Raw genomic sequence first — 21,531 nt, 5'->3', positions numbered from 1 at the left:
GTGTTAGGCCTGCCGCCAGCGTTCAATCTGAGCCATGATCAAACTCTTCAATTTAAAAGTTTGATGCTCAAAGAATTAAACTTCGTAATGAATTACGTGTTCACTCTTGAGACTTGGTATTCATTTTTCGTCTTGCGACGTTAAGAATCCGTATCTTCGAGTGCCCACACAGATTGTCTGATAAATTGTTAAAGAGCAGTGCCGCTTCGCTTTTTCTCAGCGGCGCGGGGTGTGCATAATACGCTTTCCCGCTACAGAGTCAAGCATTTTTTTGCTTTTCTCTGTTGAGATTCTCAGGAGAACCCCGCTGACCCGGCGGCGTGTTTGCCGTTGTTCCGTGTCAGTGGTGGCGCATTATAGGGAGTTATTCCGGCCTGACAAGAGGAAATTTAAAATAATTTTCTGACCGCGCACTTTTTATTCTTTATGCTTATTTCAGCGTCGGTTTGTTGGTTAACTGGGCGATTTCTCGGGCGAAATTCGCCACCTGCTCCCAATCGGTATAGACAACTTCTTTGCGCGTATCCGTTTCACCGCCTGACATCTTCATAATCAGCTTAATCATAAAACGGTCGTACCAGCGATAACGTGGGTAACGCAGCGCCCCGGCAATGACCGCGCAGCGATCGGGACGCCATTGTGAACTCATCAGAAACTTGCGCGCGTAGCTGTTGGTCTGTGGAGTACGCTTCTCCGGTTTGCGCGCCACCAGGTTTACGGAATAAAAGGCGCTCGGCATCGAATTCAGTCGCGTCGCATGTTTTTTGACAAATTCCTGGAACGCAGAGTGGTAGTGACCATAGCGAATAGAAGCACCAATGACCACACGGTCATAGTTTTCCCATTGTGGTTCTTCAATGCGGTGCACATTGGCGACATCCGTCTGGATCCCCAGTTCTTTCAGTTCCGAAGCCAGGTAGGAGGCAATCTCGCGCGTTTGTCCGTCCCTTGTTGAGAAAAGAATTAATGTTTTCACGTATTACTCCATCATTCACGCCAGAAAGTCGGGGTAAAGAGCACCAGCAATGTAAAGACCTCGAGACGACCAAACAGCATGTTGGCAATCAGGATCCATTTAGCCACCGGGTTCATACTGGTAAAGTTATCAGCAACCACGCCAAGCCCTGGCCCCAGGTTATTCAATGTCGCAACAACTGAGGCAAAGGCAGAAAAATCATCCACGCCCGTGGCGATAATCGCCAGCATACTGACAATAAACACCAATGCATAGGCGGAGAAAAATCCCCAAACGGCTTCGAGGATACGTTCCGGCAGTGCGCGATTCCCCAGCTTAATGCTATAGACGGCGTTCGGATGCACCAGTCGTTTCAGCTCACGGTTCCCCTGCTTAAACAGCAGCAGGATGCGGATCACTTTCAGGCCACCGCCCGTTGACCCGGCGCAACCGCCGATAAAAGCTGAACATAAAAGCAGTACCGGCAAAAAGAGCGGCCAGCGGGCAATGCTGTCAGTCGTAAACCCGGCGGTTGTCGCCATCGATACCACCTGGAAAAACGCCTGGTTAATTGTCATCAGCGCCGAACTGTAGACATTATGAAACCACAGTACGAGTGTACAAATAACCACCAGCGTAAACTGTACGCCGATAAACATGCGAAATTCCGGATCGCGCCAATAAACCTTCAGACTACGCCCACTTAACAGTGAAAAGTGCAGACCGTAGTTACAACCGGAGATCAGCAGGAAGATAGCAATGATAGTGTTAATAGTCGGACTGTCGAAATAACCGATACTGGCATCATGTGTCGAGAAGCCGCCAATAGCGATAGTCGCAAAGCTATGGCCGATGGCATCAAAGGCATCCATTCCGGCAAACCACAACGCCAGCGCACAGGCGACGGTCAGCAAGACATAAATCAACCACAGGGTTTTCGCCGTTTCCGCAATTCGCGGGCGCATTTTGTTATCTTTCAGCGGGCCGGGCATTTCTGCGCGATAGAGCTGCATCCCACCCACGCCGAGGATAGGCAGTATCGCAACCGCTAACACGATGATCCCCATCCCGCCAAACCATTGCAGCATCTGGCGATAAAAGAGGATGGCATGAGGGAGCGAATCCAGCCCCACCAGCGTAGTGGCCCCGGTGGTGGTCAGGCCAGAGAAAGATTCAAAAAACGCATCGGTAATCGTGAGGTTCGGGCTTTCCGAGAAGATAAAAGGGAGCGCACCGACACTACCCAGCACGGTCCAAAACAGCACCACTATCAGAAACCCCTCACGGGATTTCAGTTCGCCCTTCTCTTTGCGGTTCGGCCACCACAGCATAGAGCCAATGGCGAGGGCGACAAAAAAGGTCTGGGTAAAAGCGCGGCCCGCTCCATCCCGGTAGATGAGTGCTACCAGCCCAGGGATAATCATGGTCCCTGAAAATAAGATGACCAGTAGTCCAACGATTCGGGTAATGGCGCGAAAATGCATCTCTGCCGCTTCCTTAGTTCTGCAAAATGAAGTGGGGATTATTCTTCAATCGCTAACAATTGCAATGAACCACGGCTAAAATCCGCCAGCTTTGCGGAAAATTCAGCCACTTTCGCCGCCGGAAGCGCCACCCGCAGCAGAACGAATGCCTGATAATCACTGTTGATAATTTTGCCGTCACACTGCCCCAGCAACGCTTCAATGCCGGTTAACTGACTATATTCACATTGCAAAGTATATTCGGTTAATGGCGTCTTGCGTTGGGTCGTTAGCTGGCGCAGCGCCTGATTCACGCCGCCGCCATACGCTTTCACTAACCCACCGGTGCCAAGCAATATGCCGCCGTAGTAGCGCACTACCACAGCGGTAATTTCCCCGATGCCGCTGCCCATTAGCTGGGCGAGCATCGGTTTACCTGCCGTTCCCGCCGGCTCCCCGTCGTCAGAGAAACCCAGCTGTTGAGAATCATCCGGCGCACCCGCCACCCACGCCACGCAATGGTGGCGGGCATCGGGGTGTTCTGCCCGCACCGATTCAACAAACGCTTTCGCCGCCTCAACGCCATCGGTATGCGCCAACATCGTTATGAAGCGGCTCTTTTTGATCTCTTCAACGACCGTGACCGGTGCCGCAGGAATTAACCAGCTTTCCATCACGCCAGTTTCAGATCCCGGGTCATGTTTTCCACGTTATTTTCGTGGATCACCACGTTGTCTTCGATACGAATGCCGCTGAACGGTTTCAGTGCTTCAATTTTCTGCCAGTTGAAGTGCTTGCTGAACTGCCCTTCACGCCACGGTGCCAGTAGCGATTCGATGAAGTAGATACCCGGTTCGATGGTTAACACCATGCCCGGCTGGAGAATACGGGTGCAGCGCAGGTACGGATATTTTGCCGGTGCCGCGAGGTGTGTACCGCTATCATCCTGCATAAAACCGGCTACGTCATGCACCTGCAGGCCCAGCGGATGGCCGATACCGTGCGGCATAAACGGTCCGGTGAGATCGTTTTCGACCATCGCTTCTTCACTCATATCGGTGATGATTTGATGTTTACGCAGCAATTTGGCGATGCGCTGATGGAACTGGAGGTGGTAATCCACATAGCTGACGCCAGCTTTCATGGTAGCGATCAGCGCAAGTTGTTCATCATTTACGTCTTTCACCAGCTGTGCGTAGTCGTTGTCGCTTTTTGCCGACCAGGTACGAGTCAGGTCAGCCGCATAGCCGTTATATTCGGCCCCGGCATCCAGCAGGAAGCTGCGCATCTCTTCCGGTGCCTGATGATCCAGTTTGGTGTAATGCAGCACCGAAGCGTGTTCGTTAAGCGCCACAATGTTGCTGTAAGGTACGTCGGTATCACGATGACCGGTCGCGGTCAGATAGGCGATGTTGATATCGAACTCGCTCATGCCAGAACGGAACGCTTCTTCTGCCGCACGATGACCGTTGACCGCCATTTTCTGCGCTTCACGCATACAGGCCAGTTCGTACTCGGTTTTGAAGGAGCGGTAGTAATGCAGGTAGTCGATCACCCCTTTCGGGTTGATGTTGCTGGCCTCAATACCCAGTTGCAGCGCACGTTCCGGCACCGGACCGATATAACCGATATTGCCGCGCGCAGCGGGCAGCAGGCTACCAATGCCATCGGCTTTCGGCAGTGCGATCACTTCCACATCTTCAGTCCAGAAGGAGGTCGGCAGCGGTTCGACGTTGTGCCAGTAATCAACCGGCAGATAGAACCACAGTTTCGGCTTGTTCACGCCATCCACCAGCAACCAGCAGTTTGGCACCTGAGTTACCGGCACCCACGCTTTGAATTGCGGGTTCACTTTAAACGGATAGGGATGATCGTCGAGAAAAACGTTGAACAGCTCGCCGGAGTGAATAAGTAATGCATCCAGCTTGAAGCGCGCCAGCGCATCGCGAGTCCGTTCTTGTAAGGTAGCTATATGATTTTTATAGAGCGAGGCCAGTGATTCCATTTTTTACCCTTCTGTTTTTTTGACCTTAAGTCTCCGCATCTTAGCACATCGTTCATCCAGAGCGTGATTTCTGCCGAGCGTGATCAGATCGGCATTTCTTTAATCTTTTATTTACATGTTTTTAACACAAAATACACACTTCGATGCATCTGGTACGACCAGATCACCTTGCGGATTCAGGAGACTGACATGCTTTACAAAGGCGACACCCTGTACCTTGACTGGCTGGAAGATGGCATTGCCGAACTGGTATTTGATGCCCCAGGTTCAGTTAATAAACTCGACACTGCGACCGTCGCCAGCCTCGGCGAGGCCATCGGCGTGCTGGAACAGCAATCAGATCTAAAAGGGCTGCTGCTGCGTTCGAACAAAGCAGCCTTTATCGTCGGTGCTGATATCACCGAATTTTTGTCCCTGTTCCTCGTTCCTCGTTCCTGAAGAACAGTTAAGTCAGTGGCTGCACTTTGCCAATAGCGTGTTTAATCGCTTGGAAGATCTGCCGGTGCCGACCATTGCTGCCGTCAACGGCTATGCGCTGGGTGGTGGCTGCGAATGCGTGCTGGCGACCGATTATCGTCTGGCGACGCCGGATCTGCGCATCGGTCTGCCGGAAACCAAACTGGGCATCATGCCGGGCTTTGGCGGTTCTGTACGTATGCCACGTATGCTGGGCGCTGACAGTGCGCTGGAAATCATTGCCGCCGGTAAAGATGTCGGCGCGGATCAGGCGCTGAAAATCGGTCTGGTGGATGGCGTAGTCAAAGCAGAAAAACTGGTTGAAGGCGCAAAGGCGGTTTTACGCCAGGCCATTAACGGCGACCTCGACTGGAAAGCAAAACGTCAGCCGAAGCTGGAACCACTAAAACTGAGCAAGATTGAAGCCACCATGAGCTTCACTATCGCTAAAGGGATGGTCGCACAAACGGCGGGGAAACATTATCCGGCGCCCATCACCGCAGTAAAAACCATTGAAGCTGCGGCCCGTTTTGGTCGTGAAGAAGCATTAAATCTGGAAAACAAAAGCTTTGTCCCGCTGGCGCACACCAACGAAGCCCGCGCACTGGTCGGCATTTTCCTTAACGATCAATATGTAAAAGGCAAAGCGAAGAAACTCACCAAAGACGTTGAAACACCGAAACAGGCCGCTGTACTGGGCGCAGGCATCATGGGTGGCGGCATTGCTTACCAGTCTGCGTGGAAAGGCGTACCGGTTGTCATGAAAGATATCAACGACAAGTCGTTAACCCTCGGCATGACCGAAGCCGCGAAACTGCTGAACAAGCAGCTTGAACGCGGCAAGATCGATGGTCTGAAACTGGCTGGCGTGATCTCCACGATCCACCCAACGCTCGACTACGCCGGGTTTGACCGCGTGGATGTTGTGGTAGAAGCGGTTGTCGAAAACCCGAAAGTGAAAAAAGCCGTACTGGCAGAAACCGAACAAAAAGTACGCCCGGATACCGTACTGGCGTCTAACACTTCAACCATTCCTATCAGCGAACTGGCCAACGCGCTGGAACGCCCGGAAAACTTCTGCGGAATGCACTTTTTTAACCCGGTACACCGGATGCCGTTGGTAGAAATTATTCGCGGCGAGAAAAGCTCCGACGAAACCATCGCGAAAGTTGTCGCCTGGGCGAGCAAGATGGGCAAGACGCCGATTGCGGTTAACGACTGCCCCGGCTTCTTTGTTAACCGCGTGCTGTTCCCGTATTTCGCCGGTTTCAGCCAGCTGCTGCGCGACGGCGCGGATTTCCGCAAGATCGACAAAGTGATGGAAAAACAGTTTGGCTGGCCTATGGGTCCGGCATATCTGCTGGATGTCGTGGGCATTGATACCGCGCATCACGCTCAGGCTGTCATGGCAGCAGGCTTCCCGCAGCGGATGCAGAAAGATTACCGCGATGCCATCGACGCGCTGTTTGATGCCAACCGCTTTGGTCAGAAGAACGGCCTCGGTTTCTGGCGTTATAAAGAAGACAGCAAAGGTAAGCCGAAGAAAGAAGAAGACGCCGCCGTTGAAGACCTGCTGGCAGAAGTGAGCCAGCCGAAGCGCGATTTCAGCGAAGAAGAGATTATCGCCCGCATGATGATCCCGATGGTCAACGAAGTGGTCCGCTGTCTGGAAGAGGGCATTATCGCCACTCCGGCGGAAGCGGATATGGCGCTGGTCTACGGCCTGGGCTTCCCTCCGTTCCACGGCGGCGCGTTCCGCTGGCTGGACACCCTCGGTAGCGCAAAATACCTCGATATGGCACAGCAATATCAGCACCTCGGCCCGCTGTATGAAGTGCCGGAAGGTCTGCGTAATAAAGCGCGTCATAACGAACCGTACTATCCTCCGGTTGAGCCAGCCCGTCCGGTTGGCGACCTGAAAACGGCTTAAGGAGTCACAATGGAACAGGTTGTCATTGTCGATGCAATTCGCACCCCGATGGGCCGTTCGAAGGGCGGTGCTTTTCGTAACGTGCGTGCAGAAGATCTCTCCGCTCATTTAATGCGTAGCCTGCTGGCGCGTAACCCGGCGCTGGAAGCGGCGGCCCTCGACGATATTTACTGGGGTTGTGTGCAGCAGACGCTGGAGCAGGGTTTTAATATCGCCCGTAACGCGGCGCTGCTGGCAGAAGTGCCGCACTCTGTCCCGGCGGTTACCGTCAATCGCTTGTGTGGTTCATCCATGCAGGCACTGCATGACGCAGCACGAATGATCATGACTGGCGATGCGCAGGCATGTCTGGTTGGCGGCGTGGAGCATATGGGCCATGTGCCAATGAGTCACGGCGTCGATTTTCACCCCGGCCTGAGCCGCAATGTCGCCAAAGCGGCGGGCATGATGGGCTTAACGGCAGAAATGCTGGCGCGTATGCACGGTATCAGCCGTGAAATGCAGGATGCCTTTGCCGCGCGGTCACACGCCCGCGCCTGGGCCGCCACGCAGTCGGGCGCATTTAAAAATGAAATCATCCCGACCGGTGGTCACGATGCCGACGGCGTCCTGAAGCAGTTTAATTACGACGAGGTGATTCGACCGGAAACCACCGTGGAAGCCCTCGCCACGCTGCGTCCGGCGTTTGATCCAGTAAACGGTACGGTAACGGCGGGCACATCTTCTGCACTTTCCGATGGCGCAGCTGCCATGCTGGTGATGAGTGAAAGCCGCGCCCATGAATTAGGTCTTAAGCCGCGCGCTCGTGTGCGTTCGATGGCGGTCGTTGGTTGTAACCCATCGATTATGGGTTACGGCCCGGTTCCGGCCTCGAAGCTGGCGCTGAAAAAAGCGGGGCTTTCTGCCAGCGATATCGGCGTGTTTGAGATGAACGAAGCCTTTGCCGCGCAGATCCTGCCGTGCATTAAAGATCTCGGGCTAATGGAGCAGATTGACGAGAAGATCAACCTCAATGGTGGTGCGATCGCGCTGGGTCATCCGCTGGGCTGTTCCGGTGCGCGTATCAGCACCACGCTGCTGAATCTGATGGAACGCAAAGACGTTCAGTTTGGTCTGGCGACGATGTGTATCGGTCTGGGTCAGGGTATTGCGACGGTGTTTGAGCGGGTTTAACCACTTGCCGGATGCGGCGTGAACGCCTTATCCGGTCTACCGATCCTGCACCAATGTAGGCCTGATAAGACGCGCCAGCGTCGCATCAGGCATCGTGCACCGATTGCCGGATGCGACATAGATCTAAATGCCACTGAATAAAGTTTTAGTTGCCGTTCTTCCCGCCTGTCAGGGGCGGGTTTTTTTATATCTCAGATAAATGCAAACGCATCGCCAAACAGACGATCTTCCCGCGCATTACGCTCACTGCAAAACAGGTCACGAGCAATTTTCGCCATCTCAAAACGTCCGGCAATATAGATATCATGCTCTGCCAGCGTACCATGATCCTGCAAGACCGCCGTTAACACGGTGCCAGTACGCCCACGCCAGCCCGCTTCCGGTTGTTCAACCACCGGCACCACACGCAGGCCAGGATGCTTCAGCGAAAGCGCCTCAAGCTCGGAGAGATCATAAAGATGTTGCTCCTCACGCCCACCCCAGTAAATGGTGATATCGCGATTGGGATTACGCGCCAACGCCGTCAATAAAATCGAGCGCGCATAGGAGAACCCGGTGCCGCCCGCAATCAAAATCATCGGACGCTCTTCATCATCGCGCAGCCACGCTTCTCCGTAGGGAATATCGACCACGATTTGATAATCTTTGAGGATGCGGTCCATGACTGCTTTCGCGTAAAGGTTGATTTCAGAAGCGCCAATATGCAGCTCTATAAACCCTTTTTCATCCGGCGTCGAAGCCATTGAAAACGGACGTTTGTCGCGCTCATCCATCACTACCATCAAATACTGACCAGCACGAAAAGAAAAGGCCGCGTCTGGCACGATGCGGACACGATATACGGTATCCGTGATAGCTTCTACCGAGGTCACTTTACAGCTTAAGGTTGTCATGCGCTTTCTCTGTCGGATCGATAAATAGGGCAAAACAAACGCGCATCAGGCGCTTTTACCGTTGTTAAAAATAGCCAGTTCATCCCAGATGGCGTCAATATGCGCGACAACATCTGGATCTTTTTTGATGGGACGTCCCCATTCACGCTGGGTTTCCCCCGGCCATTTATTCGTGGCATCCAGCCCCATTTTTGAACCCAGCCCGGAGACAGGCGAGGCAAAATCCAGATAATCAATAGGCGTATTTTCTACCAGAACAGTATCCCGCGCCGGGTCCATACGGGTGGTAATCGCCCAAATCACATCGTTCCAGTCGCGTGCGTTGACGTCATCATCGCAAACGATCACAAATTTAGTGTACATAAACTGGCGTAAGAACGACCAGACGCCCATCATGACGCGCTTCGCGTGTCCGGCGTACTGTTTTTTGATCGTCACTACCGCCAGACGATAAGAACAGCCTTCCGGCGGCAGGTAAAAATCGACAATTTCCGGGAACTGTTTTTGCAGAATCGGTACAAACACTTCGTTCAACGCCACGCCCAGTACCGCGGGCTCATCTGGCGGACGCCCGGTATAGGTGGAATGGTAAATCGCATCTTCACGCTGGGTAATATGCGTCACGGTAAATACCGGGAAACTATCGACTTCGTTATAGTAACCGGTGTGGTCGCCATACGGCCCTTCCGGCGCAGTTTCGCCTTGTTCGATATACCCTTCCAGCACAATCTCCGCACTGGCGGGCACTTCAAGGTCATTGGAGATACACTTCACCACTTCGGTCTTGGTACCGCGCAGCAATCCGGCAAACGCATACTCTGAAAGTGTATCCGGAACGGGGGTGACTGCACCGAGAATCGTGGCGGGATCGGCACCCAGCGCCACAGAAACCGGGAAACGTTCGCCCGGATGCGCCGCACACCACTCCTGATAATCCAGCGCGCCGCCGCGATGCGACAGCCAGCGCATAATCAGTTTGTTTTTACCAATCAGCTGCTGGCGATAAATGCCCAGATTCTGCCGCTCTTTATGCGGGCCGCGCGTCACTGTCAGCCCCCAGGTAATCAGCGGTGCGGCATCTTCCGGCCAGCAGGTCATAATGGGAATGCGATTGAGATCGACGTCATCGCCAGAGACGATTTTTTGTTGGCAGGGCACACCACGCAGCCGCTTTGTCGGCATGTTCAATACTTGCTTAAACTGCGGCAGTTTATCAAACAGGTCGCGGAAACCTTTTGGCGGCTCCGGCTCTTTCAGAAACGCCAATAATTTACCAACTTCACGCAGCGCCGAAACATCTTCCTGTCCCATGCCCATCGCCACGCGCTTTGGCGTACCGAACAGGTTGCACAGCACCGGCATTGAGTAGCCTTTAGGGTTTTCGAACAACAGCGCAGGCCCACCGGCACGCAAAGTGCGGTCAGCAATTTCAGTGATTTCCAGATGCGGATCCACCGGGAGCGTGATACGTTTTAGCTCACCCTGCTGTTCAAGCAGCGTCAAGAAGTCGCGTAAATCGTTATATTTCATGGCGTCCATTGTAGCCTCTTAATCTACGCCCATTATACGGCGTTCATCTTTGCGATGCTGTAAATTTGTTAAATTAGCGTGAACTCTGACGGTATAACGCAAACCGGGGAATATAATTAACTTAGCGTAAAGCTTTTGCTATCCTTGCGCCCCGATTAAACGGATAAGAGTCATTATGCAATCCTGGTATTTACTGTACTGCAAGCGCGGGCAACTTCAACGTGCCCAGGAACACCTCGAAAGACAGGCTGTGAATTGCCTGGCACCGATGATCACCCTGGAAAAAATCGTGCGTGGAAAACGTACTGCAGTCAGTGAGCCATTGTTTCCCAACTACCTGTTTGTCGAATTTGATCCAGAAGTGATTCATACCACGACTATCAACGCGACCCGCGGTGTCAGCCACTTCGTGCGCTTTGGCGCGTCGCCAGCGATAGTCCCATCGGCGGTGATTCATCAGCTATCGGTATATAAACCGAAAGACATTGTCGATCCGGCAACACCTTATCCGGGTGATAAGGTGATTATTACCGAAGGCGCGTTCGAAGGCTTTCAGGCCATTTTCACCGAACCCGATGGTGAGGCTCGTTCCATGCTATTGCTTAATCTTATTAATAAAGAGATTAAGCACAGTGTGAAGAACACCGAGTTCCGCAAACTCTAAAACGCAATCCCAAACAGTGTTTTGACATTGGCATCCGTGGTGGCAGCCAGCCATGCGGCATCTTCTCCACGCCAGTGCGCAATACGTTGCAAAATATGGTGCAGATGGGCTGGCTCGTTGCGCCGGGATGATGGCTTTGGCGTGAAATCGCGCGGGAGCAGATACGGCGCATCAGTTTCGATCAGCAATTTCTCCGCCGGAATCAACGGTAACAATTCCCGCAGCTCCAGCCCGCGTCGTTCATCGCAAACCCAACCGGTAATGCCGATATAAATTCCACGCGCCACGCACGCCTGCATCTCTTCGCGTGTGCCGGTAAAGCAATGAAGAACCGCACCAGGCAGTTTATCCAGCCACGGCTCCAGCAATGTCATAAACCGCTCGTGGGCATCGCGACAGTGCATAAATACCGGCATGTTTAATTCTGCGGCAATGCGTAGCTGAGCAACAAAAGCGCGTTCCTGCTCTTCCGGCGTCGAAAAGTTGCGGTTAAAGTCGAGACCACATTCACCAATCGCCACCACTTCTGGCTGCACGGCCAGCTCAATAATCGCTTCTTCAGTCGCAGCTTGCCACTGGCTGCTGTCGTGAGGATGTACGCCCGCCGTTGACCAACAGGACGAATACTGACGCGCCAGCTTTTGCGCCTGCTGGCTTTCACGCAGGTTAGTGCCGGTGATGAGTAGCCCATTAACTCCCGCGTCAAAAGCGCGCGCTACAACATCATCACGGTCTTTCGCAAATTGCGAACTGGTCAAATTAACGCCGATATCAAACATCCTGTACTCCATATGACAACCGCCCTGACGGGCGTTGAATTTATTCTTCAGTTTTTTCGCTTTCTGCTTCAGCGTCGTTTTCCTCTTCCCGATTTCGCCCTTTACCAACGTAAAAGCGTGAGAAGAAGACACCGATTTCAAACAGACAGTACATCGGGATCGCCAATAGCGTTTGCGAGAAGACATCCGGCGGCGTCAGCAACATCCCGACAACGAATGCACCAACCAGCACATACGGGCGTTTTTTGCGTAAGTCTTCTGGCGAGGTAATCCCCATCCAGCACAGCAGCACAATTGCCACCGGCACTTCAAAGGAGACACCAAACGCCATAAACAGCGCCATAACGAAGCTTAAATAGCTGGCGATGTCGGTGGATACCTGCACCCCTTCCGGCGCGGTATTGGCAAGGAAGCCAAATGCCAGCGGAAAGACCACAAAGTAGGCGAATGCCATGCCGATATAAAACAGCAGAGAGCTGGAAACCAGCAGCGGCACCACCAGGCGACGTTCATGCTTATACAGCGCTGGGGCGATAAATGCCCACACCTGATAGAGAATCACCGGCGCTGACAGAATCAGCGACACCATAAAGGTCAGCTTGATCGGCGTAAAGAACGGCGAGGCCACGTCGGTGGCGATCATCGTTGAACCTTGCGGCAACTGCTTGATCAATGGCGCGGATACCAGGTGATAGATGTCATTGGCGAAATAGACCAGACACAGGAATATCACGATCACCGCGATAATGCAGTTCAGCAGACGCTTACGCAGCTCAATTAGATGCGTGATAAGCGGTTGAGTATCTTCTACAGACATGTTTACGGTTTATCACTCGACGAAGGGGAAGGTGCAGCGGTTTTCGGTTCAGCGTCCGCAGCAGGTTTTACCACCGGCTCTGGCGTGGTTTCTGGCTTCTGTTCCGGCGAACTGGCCTGCGTTTGTGCAGCGGCAGGCGTTACGCCCTCATGCGCAGCTTCATTATCTTTCACCACCGGGTTATGGATGGTGTGCGCTTCATCGCTCGCCTTTTCTGGATCGTTTGCAACGTAGGAACGCTTCATCGACTCCGCGGCCTGGCGTAGTTCATCCATCGACGCTTTCAGTTCGGGCGTCAGGTTAGTGAGGCTCGCCTTTTCAACCTTTTTCAGACTGTCCTGAAACTCCTGGAGTTTTAACTCCTGGATCAGTTCGTTCTGCACCGTTGTCGCCAGTGAACGCAACGCGCGAATCCAGCCCGCTACCGTTTTTACCGCCACAGGCAGTCGTTGCGGCCCCAGAACGACGAGGCCGATGATGAACACCAATAGCAGTTCGCTAAAACCGATATCAAACACGGATTACACCTGCTCTTTATCGTGGCGCTTCGCGTCTTCTGTTTTAGCCTGTTCCTGATTCGTATCCGCCTGCTTATCGGCGATAGTTTTCGCAGTAAAATCAGCATCCTGACTGGTTTTATCCTGCTTTGGTTCATCATCGCTCATTGCTTTTTTAAAGCCTTTGATCGACGCACCAAGATCGGAACCGATGGAGCCGAGCTTTTTGGTGCCAAAAAGCAGTACAACGATGACGGCAATAATCAATAACTGCCAAATACTGATACCACCCATACATGTTCCTCTGTGGTAGATGATGATTAAACAAAGCCGCATTATACGTTACACGGCCCGCCTTGAGCGATGAAAAAATCAGCGTGTTTTGCGCCAACCGACAAACCAGGCGATCAGACCACCTGCCATTAACCAGCCGGGCATCAGCCCCCACTCAGGTCGGCTGACCAACAAGAATGTGCCACTTAATACTAACGTAGCGCCAATTCCGAGAAAATAACGCGATTGTCCCTGACGTACATGATTTGACTGAAGCTCGCGGGCAATCTTATCAACACTGTGCTGTAAATACTTGCCCTGGCGCAAACTGTCGTAAACCAATTCAGGCAGTTCTGGCATTTTTTCGACCCAGAACGGCGCTTTTTCTTTAAATGCTCTCACCAGCGCAGGAATACCGACCTGATCTTTAATCCACGACTCCAGGAAAGGCTTCGCTGTTTTCCATAAATCGAGCTGCGGATAAAGCTGGCGTCCTACCCCTTCGACATAGAGCAGGGTTTTCTGGAGTAACACCAGTTGCGGCTGCACTTCCATATTGAAGCGACGCGCCGTATTAAACAGATTTAACAGTACATGTCCAAACGAAATTTCGGCCAGCGGTTTCTCAAAGATAGGTTCACAGACCGTACGAATGGCAAATTCGAACTCTTCAACGTTGGTATCTGGTGGCACCCAGCCTGAATCGACGTGTAGCTCTGCCACTTTGCGATAGTCGCGATTAAAGAAGGCGATAAAGTTTTCTGCCAGATAGCGTTTATCTTCTTTGTTTAGCGAGCCAACAATCCCGCAATCAATGCCGATATATTTCGGGTTTTCCGGGTGTTCATAGCTTACGAAGATGTTGCCAGGGTGCATATCGGCATGGAAAAAGCTGTCGCGAAAGACCTGAGTGAAGAACACCTGCACGCCGCGTTCCGCCAGCAATTTCATGTTAGTGCCGTTTTTCTCCAGCGCCGCAACATCAGACACCGGAATGCCGTAAATGCGCTCCATCACCATCATCCCTTCACTACAATAGTCAGGGTAAACTTCCGGGATGTAGAGCATCGGGCTGTCTTCAAAATTGCGCCGAAGCTGAATGGCGTTGGCAGATTCCCGCAGCAAATTCAGTTCATCAATCAAGGTCTTTTCGTACTCGCGCACCACTTCGGTTGGGCGCAGACGGCGACCATCCGGCAGCAAACGCGGCACCCAGCGAGCCAGACGGTAGATAAGTTTCAGATCCGCTTTAATGACCGGCAAAATATCCGGGCGGATGACTTTAATCACCACCTCTTTACCATTCGATTTCAATCGCGCGGTATGAACCTGGGCGATAGAAGCAGAAGCCAGCGGCTTGATTTCAAAATCGTCAAACCACGCTTCTACCGGCAAGCCGCCCATTGCAGCTTCAATCTGCTGCTTCGCCAGCTTGCCATCAAACGGAGCTACTTTGTCCTGCAATAACGCCAGCTGATCGGCAATATGCGGTGGAAAAAGATCGCGGCGGGTTGATAACATTTGCCCGAACTTGATCCAAACCGGCCCCAGTTCTTGCAGGGCCAGTCGTAGTCGCTCACCTAAAAGTTTGTCTTTATGCCGATTTGGCATCCAGAATAATGAGTATCGCCATAGCCGTAGCGGCAGGGTGATACGCATTTTGGGGATCAGTTCATCAAGTCCGTAGCTTAAAAAAGTGCGAATGATGAAATATAGGCGCCGTACTTCACCTGGCGTCATTTAGCCTCCAGTTTTTCCAGCCGTTTGGTCAGGGCATCAACAGCACGCTCGACGGCAGCCGTCTCTTCCGCAAACCAGGCCACTTCAAGCGGACCGGGTGCCATACGCCACTCTTCAGTAATGGCTTCCGCCACATAACGTTGCTGGCGCTTAATGCCGTGATGCAGGAACTTTGCGCCTCCGCGCATGGCTTTGCTGATTCCTTCAGCGGCGATATCACCGGTATAAGGGGCCAGCAGTTCCGCAGGGTCGAACTCTGCCAGATCTGCCAGCGCAACGAAGTTTTGCACCACCTGAATATCGCCCTGCACTTCCAGCTCACCACTGCGAATCAGTGCGGTAAGCTGCTGGCGATCGCGAAGTTTCGGCAACACACTGGCGTAGGCGATAACGGTGCAGTCAGCATCGCCTGCCCATTCGCCCAGTACATCAACCTGGCGTTCGCTGAACACCAGAATCAATGACGTCGAAAAGCCTTTTACCTCCACGCGCAATACTTTACCCAGCAGACGCGAGCGGGCTGTTTTCAGCGCGGGTGAGCGATACAGGAAGGTGTTGAGCAGACTTTCAATTCCTGCCGTCACTAAAGGTTTAAAAGGCATTTCCGGTCTCCTGTCAGAACTTATAACCACGATGCAGCGCCACAACCCCTGCCGTCAGATTGTAGTAGTCGACACTTTCGAATCCGGCATCCTGCATCATGGCTTTCAGGGTATCCTGATCGGGATGCATACGGATGGATTCTGCCAGATAACGGTAGCTGTCGGCGTCGTTCGCGACCAGTGAGCCAATACGCGGCAGCACATGGAAGGAGTATGCATCATAGGCTTTGCTCAGCGGCTCGATAATTGGCTTCGAGAACTCAAGCACCAGCAGGCGGCCGCCGGGTTTCAGCACGCGATACATTGAACGCAGTGCTTTATCTTTGTCGGTGACGTTACGCAGACCAAACGAAATGGTGATGCAATCAAAGGTGTTATCCGGGAACGGCAGCGCCTCAGCGTTCGCCTGAACATACTCAACGTTGCCAATCACACCGATATTACGCAGCTTCTCGCGTCCCATTTTGAGCATGGATTCATTGATATCAGCAAGGACCACTTTGCCAGTTTCTCCGACCAGGCGGGAGAATTTCGCTGTCAGGTCGCCGGTGCCACCAGCCAGATCCAGCACGGTCTGCCCACGGCGTACGCCGCTGCAATCAATCGTGAATCGCTTCCACAAACGATGAATACCAAATGACATCAAATCATTCATGACATCGTATTTTGATGCCACGGAATGGAAAACGTGGGCGACCATATCCGCTTTTTGTTCCTTCGCGACGGTCTGAAAACCAAAGTGCGTCGTTTCTTGTGACTTATCCACCATCTCAATGCCTGCTCATCAAAAAATTGTTCCAGAAGTGTAACAGATTGGGCGTCGATGCCCTAGATTTCTACCCGGCTTAACTACCCCTAATGGGCTAGCGCGACTGCTGATTATATTCATCATCGCGTTGATAAGCTTCATCATTCGGCTGCTCCGGAACCGACCGAAGTCGATACTCTTCATCCTGGCTCACCGCCTGTTCAGCCAAATCCGGATTAATCTCGCGTTTAATTTCTACTCCTAAACCGCGAAACGCTTCTGCCTGCGCCAGCACATTTCCGCGACCTGAAGAGAGTTTTTTCATTGCCTGGCGGTAGTTATCCTGCGCTTTGTCGAGACTTTGACCAATCGCGGACATGTCATCGATGAACAAACGCATCTTGTCGTACAGCTTGCTGGCACGATCGGCGATTTGCTGGGCGTTGCGGCTTTGATGCTCATAACGCCACAGGTTGGCAATAGTACGCAACGCCACCAGCAGCGTAGTCGGGCTAACCAGCATGATATTGTTTTTCAACGCTTCGGTGATCAGCTCCGGCTGGCGGTCAAGCGCCAGTAAAAAAGCGGGTTCAACGGGAATAAACATCAGCACGTAATCCAGAGTTCGCAGCCCCGGCAGCTGTTGATAATCTTTGCGTCCCAGCAAACGGATATGGTTACGCACCGACGCGATATGTTCCTGTAGCGCGCTTTCGCGGGTGTAGTCGTCTTCGGCGTTAAAATAGCGTTCATAGGCGACCAGCGTCATTTTGGCGTCGATCACCACATCTTTTCCCTGCGGCAGCCGCACGATGACATCCGGCTGCATCCGCGAGCGGGCGTCATTTTCGATGCTGACCTGGGTTTCATATTCATACCCTTCACGCAGACCGGAAGCCTCCAGCACCCGCGTCAATACTACCTCGCCCCAGTTGCCCTGGGTTTTATTGTCGCCTTTCAGCGCGCGCGTCAGGTTAATCGCTTCCTGGGCCATTTGCGCGTTGAGTTGCTGGAGATTGCGAATTTCGTGGGTCAGGGTATGGCGTTCTTGTGCTTCTTTACCGAAGCTGTCCTGAACCTGACGGCGGAAACCGTCCAGTTGTTCACGTAGCGGCGACAACAGGCTGTTCAGACTCTGACGGTTTTGCTCATCAACCCGGCGATTGCTGTGCTCAAAAATACGGTTGGCGAGGTTTTCAAACTGCTCACTGAGGCGCTGCTCGCTGTTAATCATCTGGCGAATTTTATCGTCAGCATGTTGCTGTGCGGCTTCCATCCGCGTGGTTACTTCACGCAGATCGGCCTCCAGAGAGGTGTTAATACTTTGCAGGCTGCGCACTTCGTTATTGAGTAACTCGCACTCTGCACGCCAGTGCTCGCTTTGGGTAATTTGTTGTTTTGCCGCGCTTAACTCCGCGACCATCTCTTCACGTTCAGCTAATTGCTCGGCTTTTTGCTGCGCATGTTGATAACTGGCAAACAGCCAGCCAATTGCCACACCCACCAACGCAATAACTGCGTAAACCATGATTGAGAAATCCACAACGCCTCCTGACGCAACAACTTACCCGCACAAAATAGAATTGTGCTGTACAAACGTCCAGTTGGAAAGGCATTTCCTGCGAGGCGCTACGCAAAAATACAAAAGGCCGAACGCGTCGGCCTTCAGACAGGAGAAGAGAATTACAGCAGACGACGCGCCGCTTCCACCACGATTTTCACCGCTTGGCTTTCAGTTTGTTTCATCGTCTCAGCATTCGGGATCTCTTGCTGGGTGCGGTTAACGATAACACCCGCTACCATACCGGCACGCAGGCCCTGACTTGCACACATGGTCAGCAGGGTTGCAGATTCCATTTCATAGTTCATTACGCCCATCGCCTGCCACTCTTCCATAGAACCTTTAAAGTGACGAACTACGCGACCAGAGTAAGTATCGTAACGTTCCTGGCCTGGGTAGAAGGTATCAGAAGAAGCTGTCACGCCAACGTGAGTTGTCGCGCCAATGGATTTCGCAGCTTCAACCAGCGCAGTCGTACATTCGAAATCAGCGACAGCCGGGAATTCCAGCGGTGCGAAGTGCAGGCTCGCGCCATCCAGACGGACAGACGCCGTGGTAACCAGGACATCACCCACATTAATATGCGGCTGAATAGCGCCCGTTGTACCGATACGCAGGAAGGTGCGAATGCCCAGCTGTGCCAGCTCTTCAACAGCAATAGAGGTAGACGGGCCGCCGATACCGGTAGAGCAGACGATAACAGGTTTACCATCCAGCTCTGCACGCCAGGTGGTGAATTCGCGGTGAGATGCCAGCTTAACCGGCTTATCCATCAGCGCGGCGATCTTTTCCACACGATCCGGGTCGCCAGGGACGATGGCAAGCGTAGCCCCTTGTAAATCGTTTTTAGTGAGGCCGAGATGAAAAACATCAGACTTGGACATATACAACTCCTCTGTGAATCGGTTTAGTCAGAAGAAGCAAAAAGACACTTTACCGAAGGGTTTAACATTTTTTCGTGATACTCATCACCATGACGCAAATGCGTTGCATAAATTTACCCACCAAAAGTGATGCAAATCACATAAATCACTCTTCATTCTGCAGGACTGCATAAAAGATGAGCCGATTCAGGCAATGTGATTTGTTGCATGCTGACTATAGTTAACATTGCGCAACATTTTTATAAGGGTACGGAGAATACCATGGCAACAACACAACAATCTGGATTTGCACCTGCTGCATCGCCTCTCGCTTCGACCATCGTTCAGACCCCGGACGACGCGATTGTGGCGGGCTTCACCTCTATCCCTTCACAAGGGGATAACATGCCTGCTTACCATGCCAGACCAAAGCAAAGCGATGGCCCACTGCCAGTGGTCATTGTAGTGCAGGAAATTTTTGGCATGCATGAACATATCCGCGACATTTGTCGCCGTCTGGCGCTGGAGGGGTATCTGGCTATCGCACCTGAACTTTACTTCCGCGAAGGCGATCCGAATGATTTTGCCGATATCCCCACGTTGCTTAGCGGTCTGGTAGCAAAAGTGCCTGACTCGCAGGTGCTGGCCGATCTCGATCATGTCGCCAGTTGGGCTTCCCGCAACGGCGGCGATGTTCATCGTTTAATGATCACCGGATTCTGCTGGGGTGGACGTATCACCTGGCTGTATGCCGCGCATAATCCACAGCTAAAAGCTGCAGTGGCGTGGTACGGCAAACTGACGGGCGACAAGTCGCTAAATTCACCGAAACAACCTGTTGATATCGCAACCGATCTTAACGCGCCGGTTCTCGGCTTATATGGTGGTCAGGATAACAGCATTCCGCAGGAGAGCGTTGAAACCATGCGCCAGGCGCTGCGGGCTGCTAATGCGAAAGCAGAGATTATCGTGTACCCGGACGCCGGGCATGCATTCAACGCTGATTATCGCCCGAGCTATCATGCCGAATCTGCGAAAGATGGCTGGCAGCGTATGCTGGAATGGTTTAAGCAGTATGGTGGGAAGCGGAGTTAGTTTCCTCTTAGTCTATATTTGAGATGGTGAGTGAACGAGTGCGTTTTGCTGCCATCTCTGTCCCCCAAAAAATAATCAGTATGAATTGATTGGAGATTACGACTCCGCTATTTGACCTTAAGAAGGTCGGCAAGTCATAGTCATAAATGAGTCTCTTCAATGGAAGACACCTTAGAGATTTACCATCTACTCCCATTCACAAACAAACATTAATTATTATCAACACATTCACATTAATTATAAATCATCTCAGACCTTCCTGATAAAAAGATATTAAAGTGAAACATTTTGTTTTTCACATTTTAGTTCATCACTTTTAGGCGTAAATAAAGGTAAAAAAAACAACAATACTATTTCTCTTTCACAAAAGAATTAACAAAAGGTTTTTTAAGGATGAGTGATATTATTTACTTGACCATAACCGGAGAACAACAAGGATGTATTTCCTCTCTTTGTGGAACGAGCGCATCAATAGGTAATCGCTGGCAGATTGGCCATGAAGATGAAATCTTCGCGTTCTCGCTCTCTAATAGTATTACGAATGCAGGCAAAGGGTCACAATTGCATGGCCTTAGTTTCTGTAAATTCTTATTAACGCTATTAACAATAACGAGCAGTTGTTCATGGCGTTTGACTTCTATCGGATCAATAGATTTGGTCGATGGGAGAAATATTACAACATTCAACTCCGCGGCGCGCTCTTATCAGCAATCAATCACCTGTTTACTGAGAACAATCTGGATACAGAAGCCATCACTGTCAGTTATGAATATATACTCTCCAGGCATCTGATTGCTAATACTGAATTTAGTTATTTGGCATTTCCCGATAACTACAACCGTCTGTTTATACCACGGCCAAAAACTAAAGCTGGTAATGGTTCAAAACACTTAATAGTAAAGCGGTTGGCAGACTGCTTGCTGCTGGCGGCATATACAATGGGAATATCGAAGGATTCAGGGAAACAGCAGACAAGTTGGGGGGAGATGCACCTGCTGGTTACGATCAATTTATGGATAACAAAGGGTTACTCATCGCTGGTGCTTCAATAGTTGCTGGAGCAGTTCTGGGGAGAATGAGACTCCCTGATTTGGAATCACTTGAGCATTTCGGAGCCAGAGGAGCAGTATCAGGAAGACTGAACCGCCCCGGGTTTCCTGGAGAGTGTTTTATCTGTGAACTCAGGCTGCCAGATCATCGTTTCCGATGGAAGCATAATAAGCTTTTTCTGCTTCTGCCGGAGGGATGTGGCCCAGCCTTTCCAGCAATCGTCGATTATTATACCAGTCCACCCACGTGAGTGTGGCCAGTTCCACTTCTGCACGGTTTTTCCAGCTCTTACGGTGTATTACCTCCGCTTTGTAAAGACCATTGATGCTCTCCGCCATCGCGTTGTCATACGAGTCGCCTGTACTTCCTGTTGATGCCAGTAATCCGGCTTCCTTAAGCCGCTGTGTGTAGGCCAGCGATACATACTGAGAACCTTT

At 51.9% G+C, this 21,531-nt stretch carries 19 protein-coding genes and 2 pseudogenes; 5 read left to right on the top strand and 16 right to left on the bottom strand.

The genetic code is table 11. The features are described from left to right. Positions 1 to 430: 430 nt before the first annotated feature. The 4 genes from hemG to pepQ are packed head-to-tail and all read right to left on the bottom strand — an operon-like array spanning position 431 to position 4,423. The gene (gene hemG, locus BHE85_RS21955; protein ID WP_000853974.1) at positions 431 to 976 is read right to left on the bottom strand and encodes a menaquinone-dependent protoporphyrinogen IX dehydrogenase; all 546 of its coding nucleotides are present in this window, start codon (positions 974 to 976) and stop codon (positions 431 to 433) included. Positions 977 to 987: 11 nt separating this feature from the next. Beyond that, positions 988 to 2,439 carry a Trk system potassium transporter TrkH gene (gene trkH / locus BHE85_RS21950; RefSeq protein WP_000545677.1) on the bottom strand — a complete coding sequence of 484 codons (1,452 nt, stop codon included), beginning with the start codon at positions 2,437 to 2,439 and terminating at the stop codon, positions 988 to 990. Positions 2,440 to 2,477: 38 nt separating this feature from the next. Then, a complete protein-coding gene (locus BHE85_RS21945) occupies positions 2,478 to 3,092 on the bottom strand; it encodes an IMPACT family protein (RefSeq protein ID WP_004987804.1) in 615 nt (204 codons plus the stop codon). After that, a complete protein-coding gene (gene pepQ, locus BHE85_RS21940) occupies positions 3,092 to 4,423 on the bottom strand; it encodes a Xaa-Pro dipeptidase (RefSeq protein WP_000444570.1) in 1,332 nt (443 codons plus the stop codon). The genes BHE85_RS21945 and pepQ overlap by 1 nt, the downstream gene beginning before the upstream one ends. Positions 4,424 to 4,612: 189 nt before the next feature. Here pepQ and fadB point away from each other — a divergent pair. Beyond that, positions 4,613 to 6,809 (top strand): annotated as a pseudogene (gene fadB, locus BHE85_RS21935) (fatty acid oxidation complex subunit alpha FadB). Positions 6,810 to 6,818: 9 nt separating this feature from the next. Beyond that, positions 6,819 to 7,982, top strand: a complete 1,164-nt coding sequence (gene fadA, locus BHE85_RS21930; RefSeq protein ID WP_000438738.1) for an acetyl-CoA C-acyltransferase FadA — start codon at positions 6,819 to 6,821, stop codon at positions 7,980 to 7,982. A gap of 191 nt (positions 7,983 to 8,173) precedes the next feature. Here fadA and fre read toward each other — a convergent pair whose 3' ends face one another. Both fre and ubiD read right to left on the bottom strand, forming a co-directional pair. Beyond that, a complete protein-coding gene (fre, locus tag BHE85_RS21925; protein ID WP_005009165.1) occupies positions 8,174 to 8,875 on the bottom strand; it encodes an NAD(P)H-flavin reductase in 702 nt (233 codons plus the stop codon). Between the two features lie 45 nt (positions 8,876 to 8,920). Next, positions 8,921 to 10,414: a 4-hydroxy-3-polyprenylbenzoate decarboxylase gene (gene ubiD / locus BHE85_RS21920; RefSeq protein ID WP_000339817.1), complete on the bottom strand. Its 1,494-nt coding sequence runs from the start codon at positions 10,412 to 10,414 to the stop codon at positions 8,921 to 8,923. Between the two features lie 166 nt (positions 10,415 to 10,580). Here ubiD and rfaH point away from each other — a divergent pair, with 166 nt between their 5' ends. Further along, complete coding sequence (rfaH, locus tag BHE85_RS21915; protein WP_001192396.1) at positions 10,581 to 11,069, top strand: transcription/translation regulatory transformer protein RfaH; 489 nt, start codon at positions 10,581 to 10,583, stop codon at positions 11,067 to 11,069. Here rfaH and tatD read toward each other — a convergent pair. The 9 genes from tatD to udp form a co-directional block, all read right to left on the bottom strand. Next, positions 11,066 to 11,848: a 3'-5' ssDNA/RNA exonuclease TatD gene (tatD, locus tag BHE85_RS21910; protein WP_004987780.1), complete on the bottom strand. Its 783-nt coding sequence runs from the start codon at positions 11,846 to 11,848 to the stop codon at positions 11,066 to 11,068. The genes rfaH and tatD overlap by 4 nt on opposite strands. A 40-nt stretch (positions 11,849 to 11,888) precedes the next feature. Further along, the gene (tatC, locus tag BHE85_RS21905; RefSeq protein WP_000109943.1) at positions 11,889 to 12,665 is read right to left on the bottom strand and encodes a Sec-independent protein translocase subunit TatC; all 777 of its coding nucleotides are present in this window, start codon (positions 12,663 to 12,665) and stop codon (positions 11,889 to 11,891) included. A gap of 2 nt (positions 12,666 to 12,667) precedes the next feature. Then, positions 12,668 to 13,183 carry a Sec-independent protein translocase protein TatB gene (gene tatB / locus BHE85_RS21900; RefSeq protein ID WP_000459584.1) on the bottom strand — a complete coding sequence of 172 codons (516 nt, stop codon included), beginning with the start codon at positions 13,181 to 13,183 and terminating at the stop codon, positions 12,668 to 12,670. 3 nt (positions 13,184 to 13,186) lie between these two features. Further along, positions 13,187 to 13,456 (bottom strand): Sec-independent protein translocase subunit TatA, encoded by a 270-nt coding sequence (tatA, locus tag BHE85_RS21895; RefSeq protein ID WP_001295260.1) that lies wholly within the window; start codon positions 13,454 to 13,456, stop codon positions 13,187 to 13,189. A 78-nt stretch (positions 13,457 to 13,534) separates the two neighbouring features. Continuing rightward, positions 13,535 to 15,175 (bottom strand): ubiquinone biosynthesis regulatory protein kinase UbiB, encoded by a 1,641-nt coding sequence (gene ubiB / locus BHE85_RS21890; protein ID WP_000187530.1) that lies wholly within the window; start codon positions 15,173 to 15,175, stop codon positions 13,535 to 13,537. Beyond that, positions 15,172 to 15,777: a ubiquinone biosynthesis protein UbiJ gene (ubiJ, locus tag BHE85_RS21885; protein ID WP_001295259.1), complete on the bottom strand. Its 606-nt coding sequence runs from the start codon at positions 15,775 to 15,777 to the stop codon at positions 15,172 to 15,174. The genes ubiB and ubiJ overlap by 4 nt, the downstream gene beginning before the upstream one ends. Positions 15,778 to 15,790: 13 nt before the next feature. Further along, the gene (ubiE, locus tag BHE85_RS21880; RefSeq protein ID WP_000227958.1) at positions 15,791 to 16,546 is read right to left on the bottom strand and encodes a bifunctional demethylmenaquinone methyltransferase/2-methoxy-6-polyprenyl-1,4-benzoquinol methylase UbiE; all 756 of its coding nucleotides are present in this window, start codon (positions 16,544 to 16,546) and stop codon (positions 15,791 to 15,793) included. A gap of 94 nt (positions 16,547 to 16,640) precedes the next feature. After that, entirely contained in the window at positions 16,641 to 18,068 is a 1,428-nt protein-coding gene (gene rmuC, locus BHE85_RS21875; protein WP_000347714.1) for a DNA recombination protein RmuC, read from the bottom strand. 140 nt (positions 18,069 to 18,208) lie between these two features. Beyond that, entirely contained in the window at positions 18,209 to 18,970 is a 762-nt protein-coding gene (udp, locus tag BHE85_RS21870; RefSeq protein WP_000045180.1) for a uridine phosphorylase, read from the bottom strand. Between the two features lie 261 nt (positions 18,971 to 19,231). On the opposite strand from udp, the gene BHE85_RS21865 reads away from it, so the two are divergent. Both BHE85_RS21865 and tssD read left to right on the top strand, forming a co-directional pair. After that, positions 19,232 to 20,044: a dienelactone hydrolase family protein gene (locus tag BHE85_RS21865; RefSeq protein WP_004987807.1), complete on the top strand. Its 813-nt coding sequence runs from the start codon at positions 19,232 to 19,234 to the stop codon at positions 20,042 to 20,044. Positions 20,045 to 20,437: 393 nt separating this feature from the next. After that, positions 20,438 to 21,206 (top strand): annotated as a pseudogene (gene tssD / locus BHE85_RS27870) (type VI secretion system tube protein TssD); the annotation flags it as partial. Positions 21,207 to 21,225: 19 nt separating this feature from the next. Here the strand turns inward: tssD and BHE85_RS21850 are convergent. Next, on the bottom strand, positions 21,226 to 21,531 hold a 306-nt coding region (locus BHE85_RS21850), incomplete at its 5' end, for an integrase core domain-containing protein (RefSeq protein WP_032232747.1).

The organism is Shigella sp. FC1567 (assembly GCF_001743015.1).
Lineage (GTDB): Bacteria > Pseudomonadota > Gammaproteobacteria > Enterobacterales > Enterobacteriaceae > Escherichia > Escherichia coli.
The sequence above is the reverse complement of the archived record's forward strand: the minus strand, read 5'-3'. Positions and strand labels throughout refer to the sequence as shown.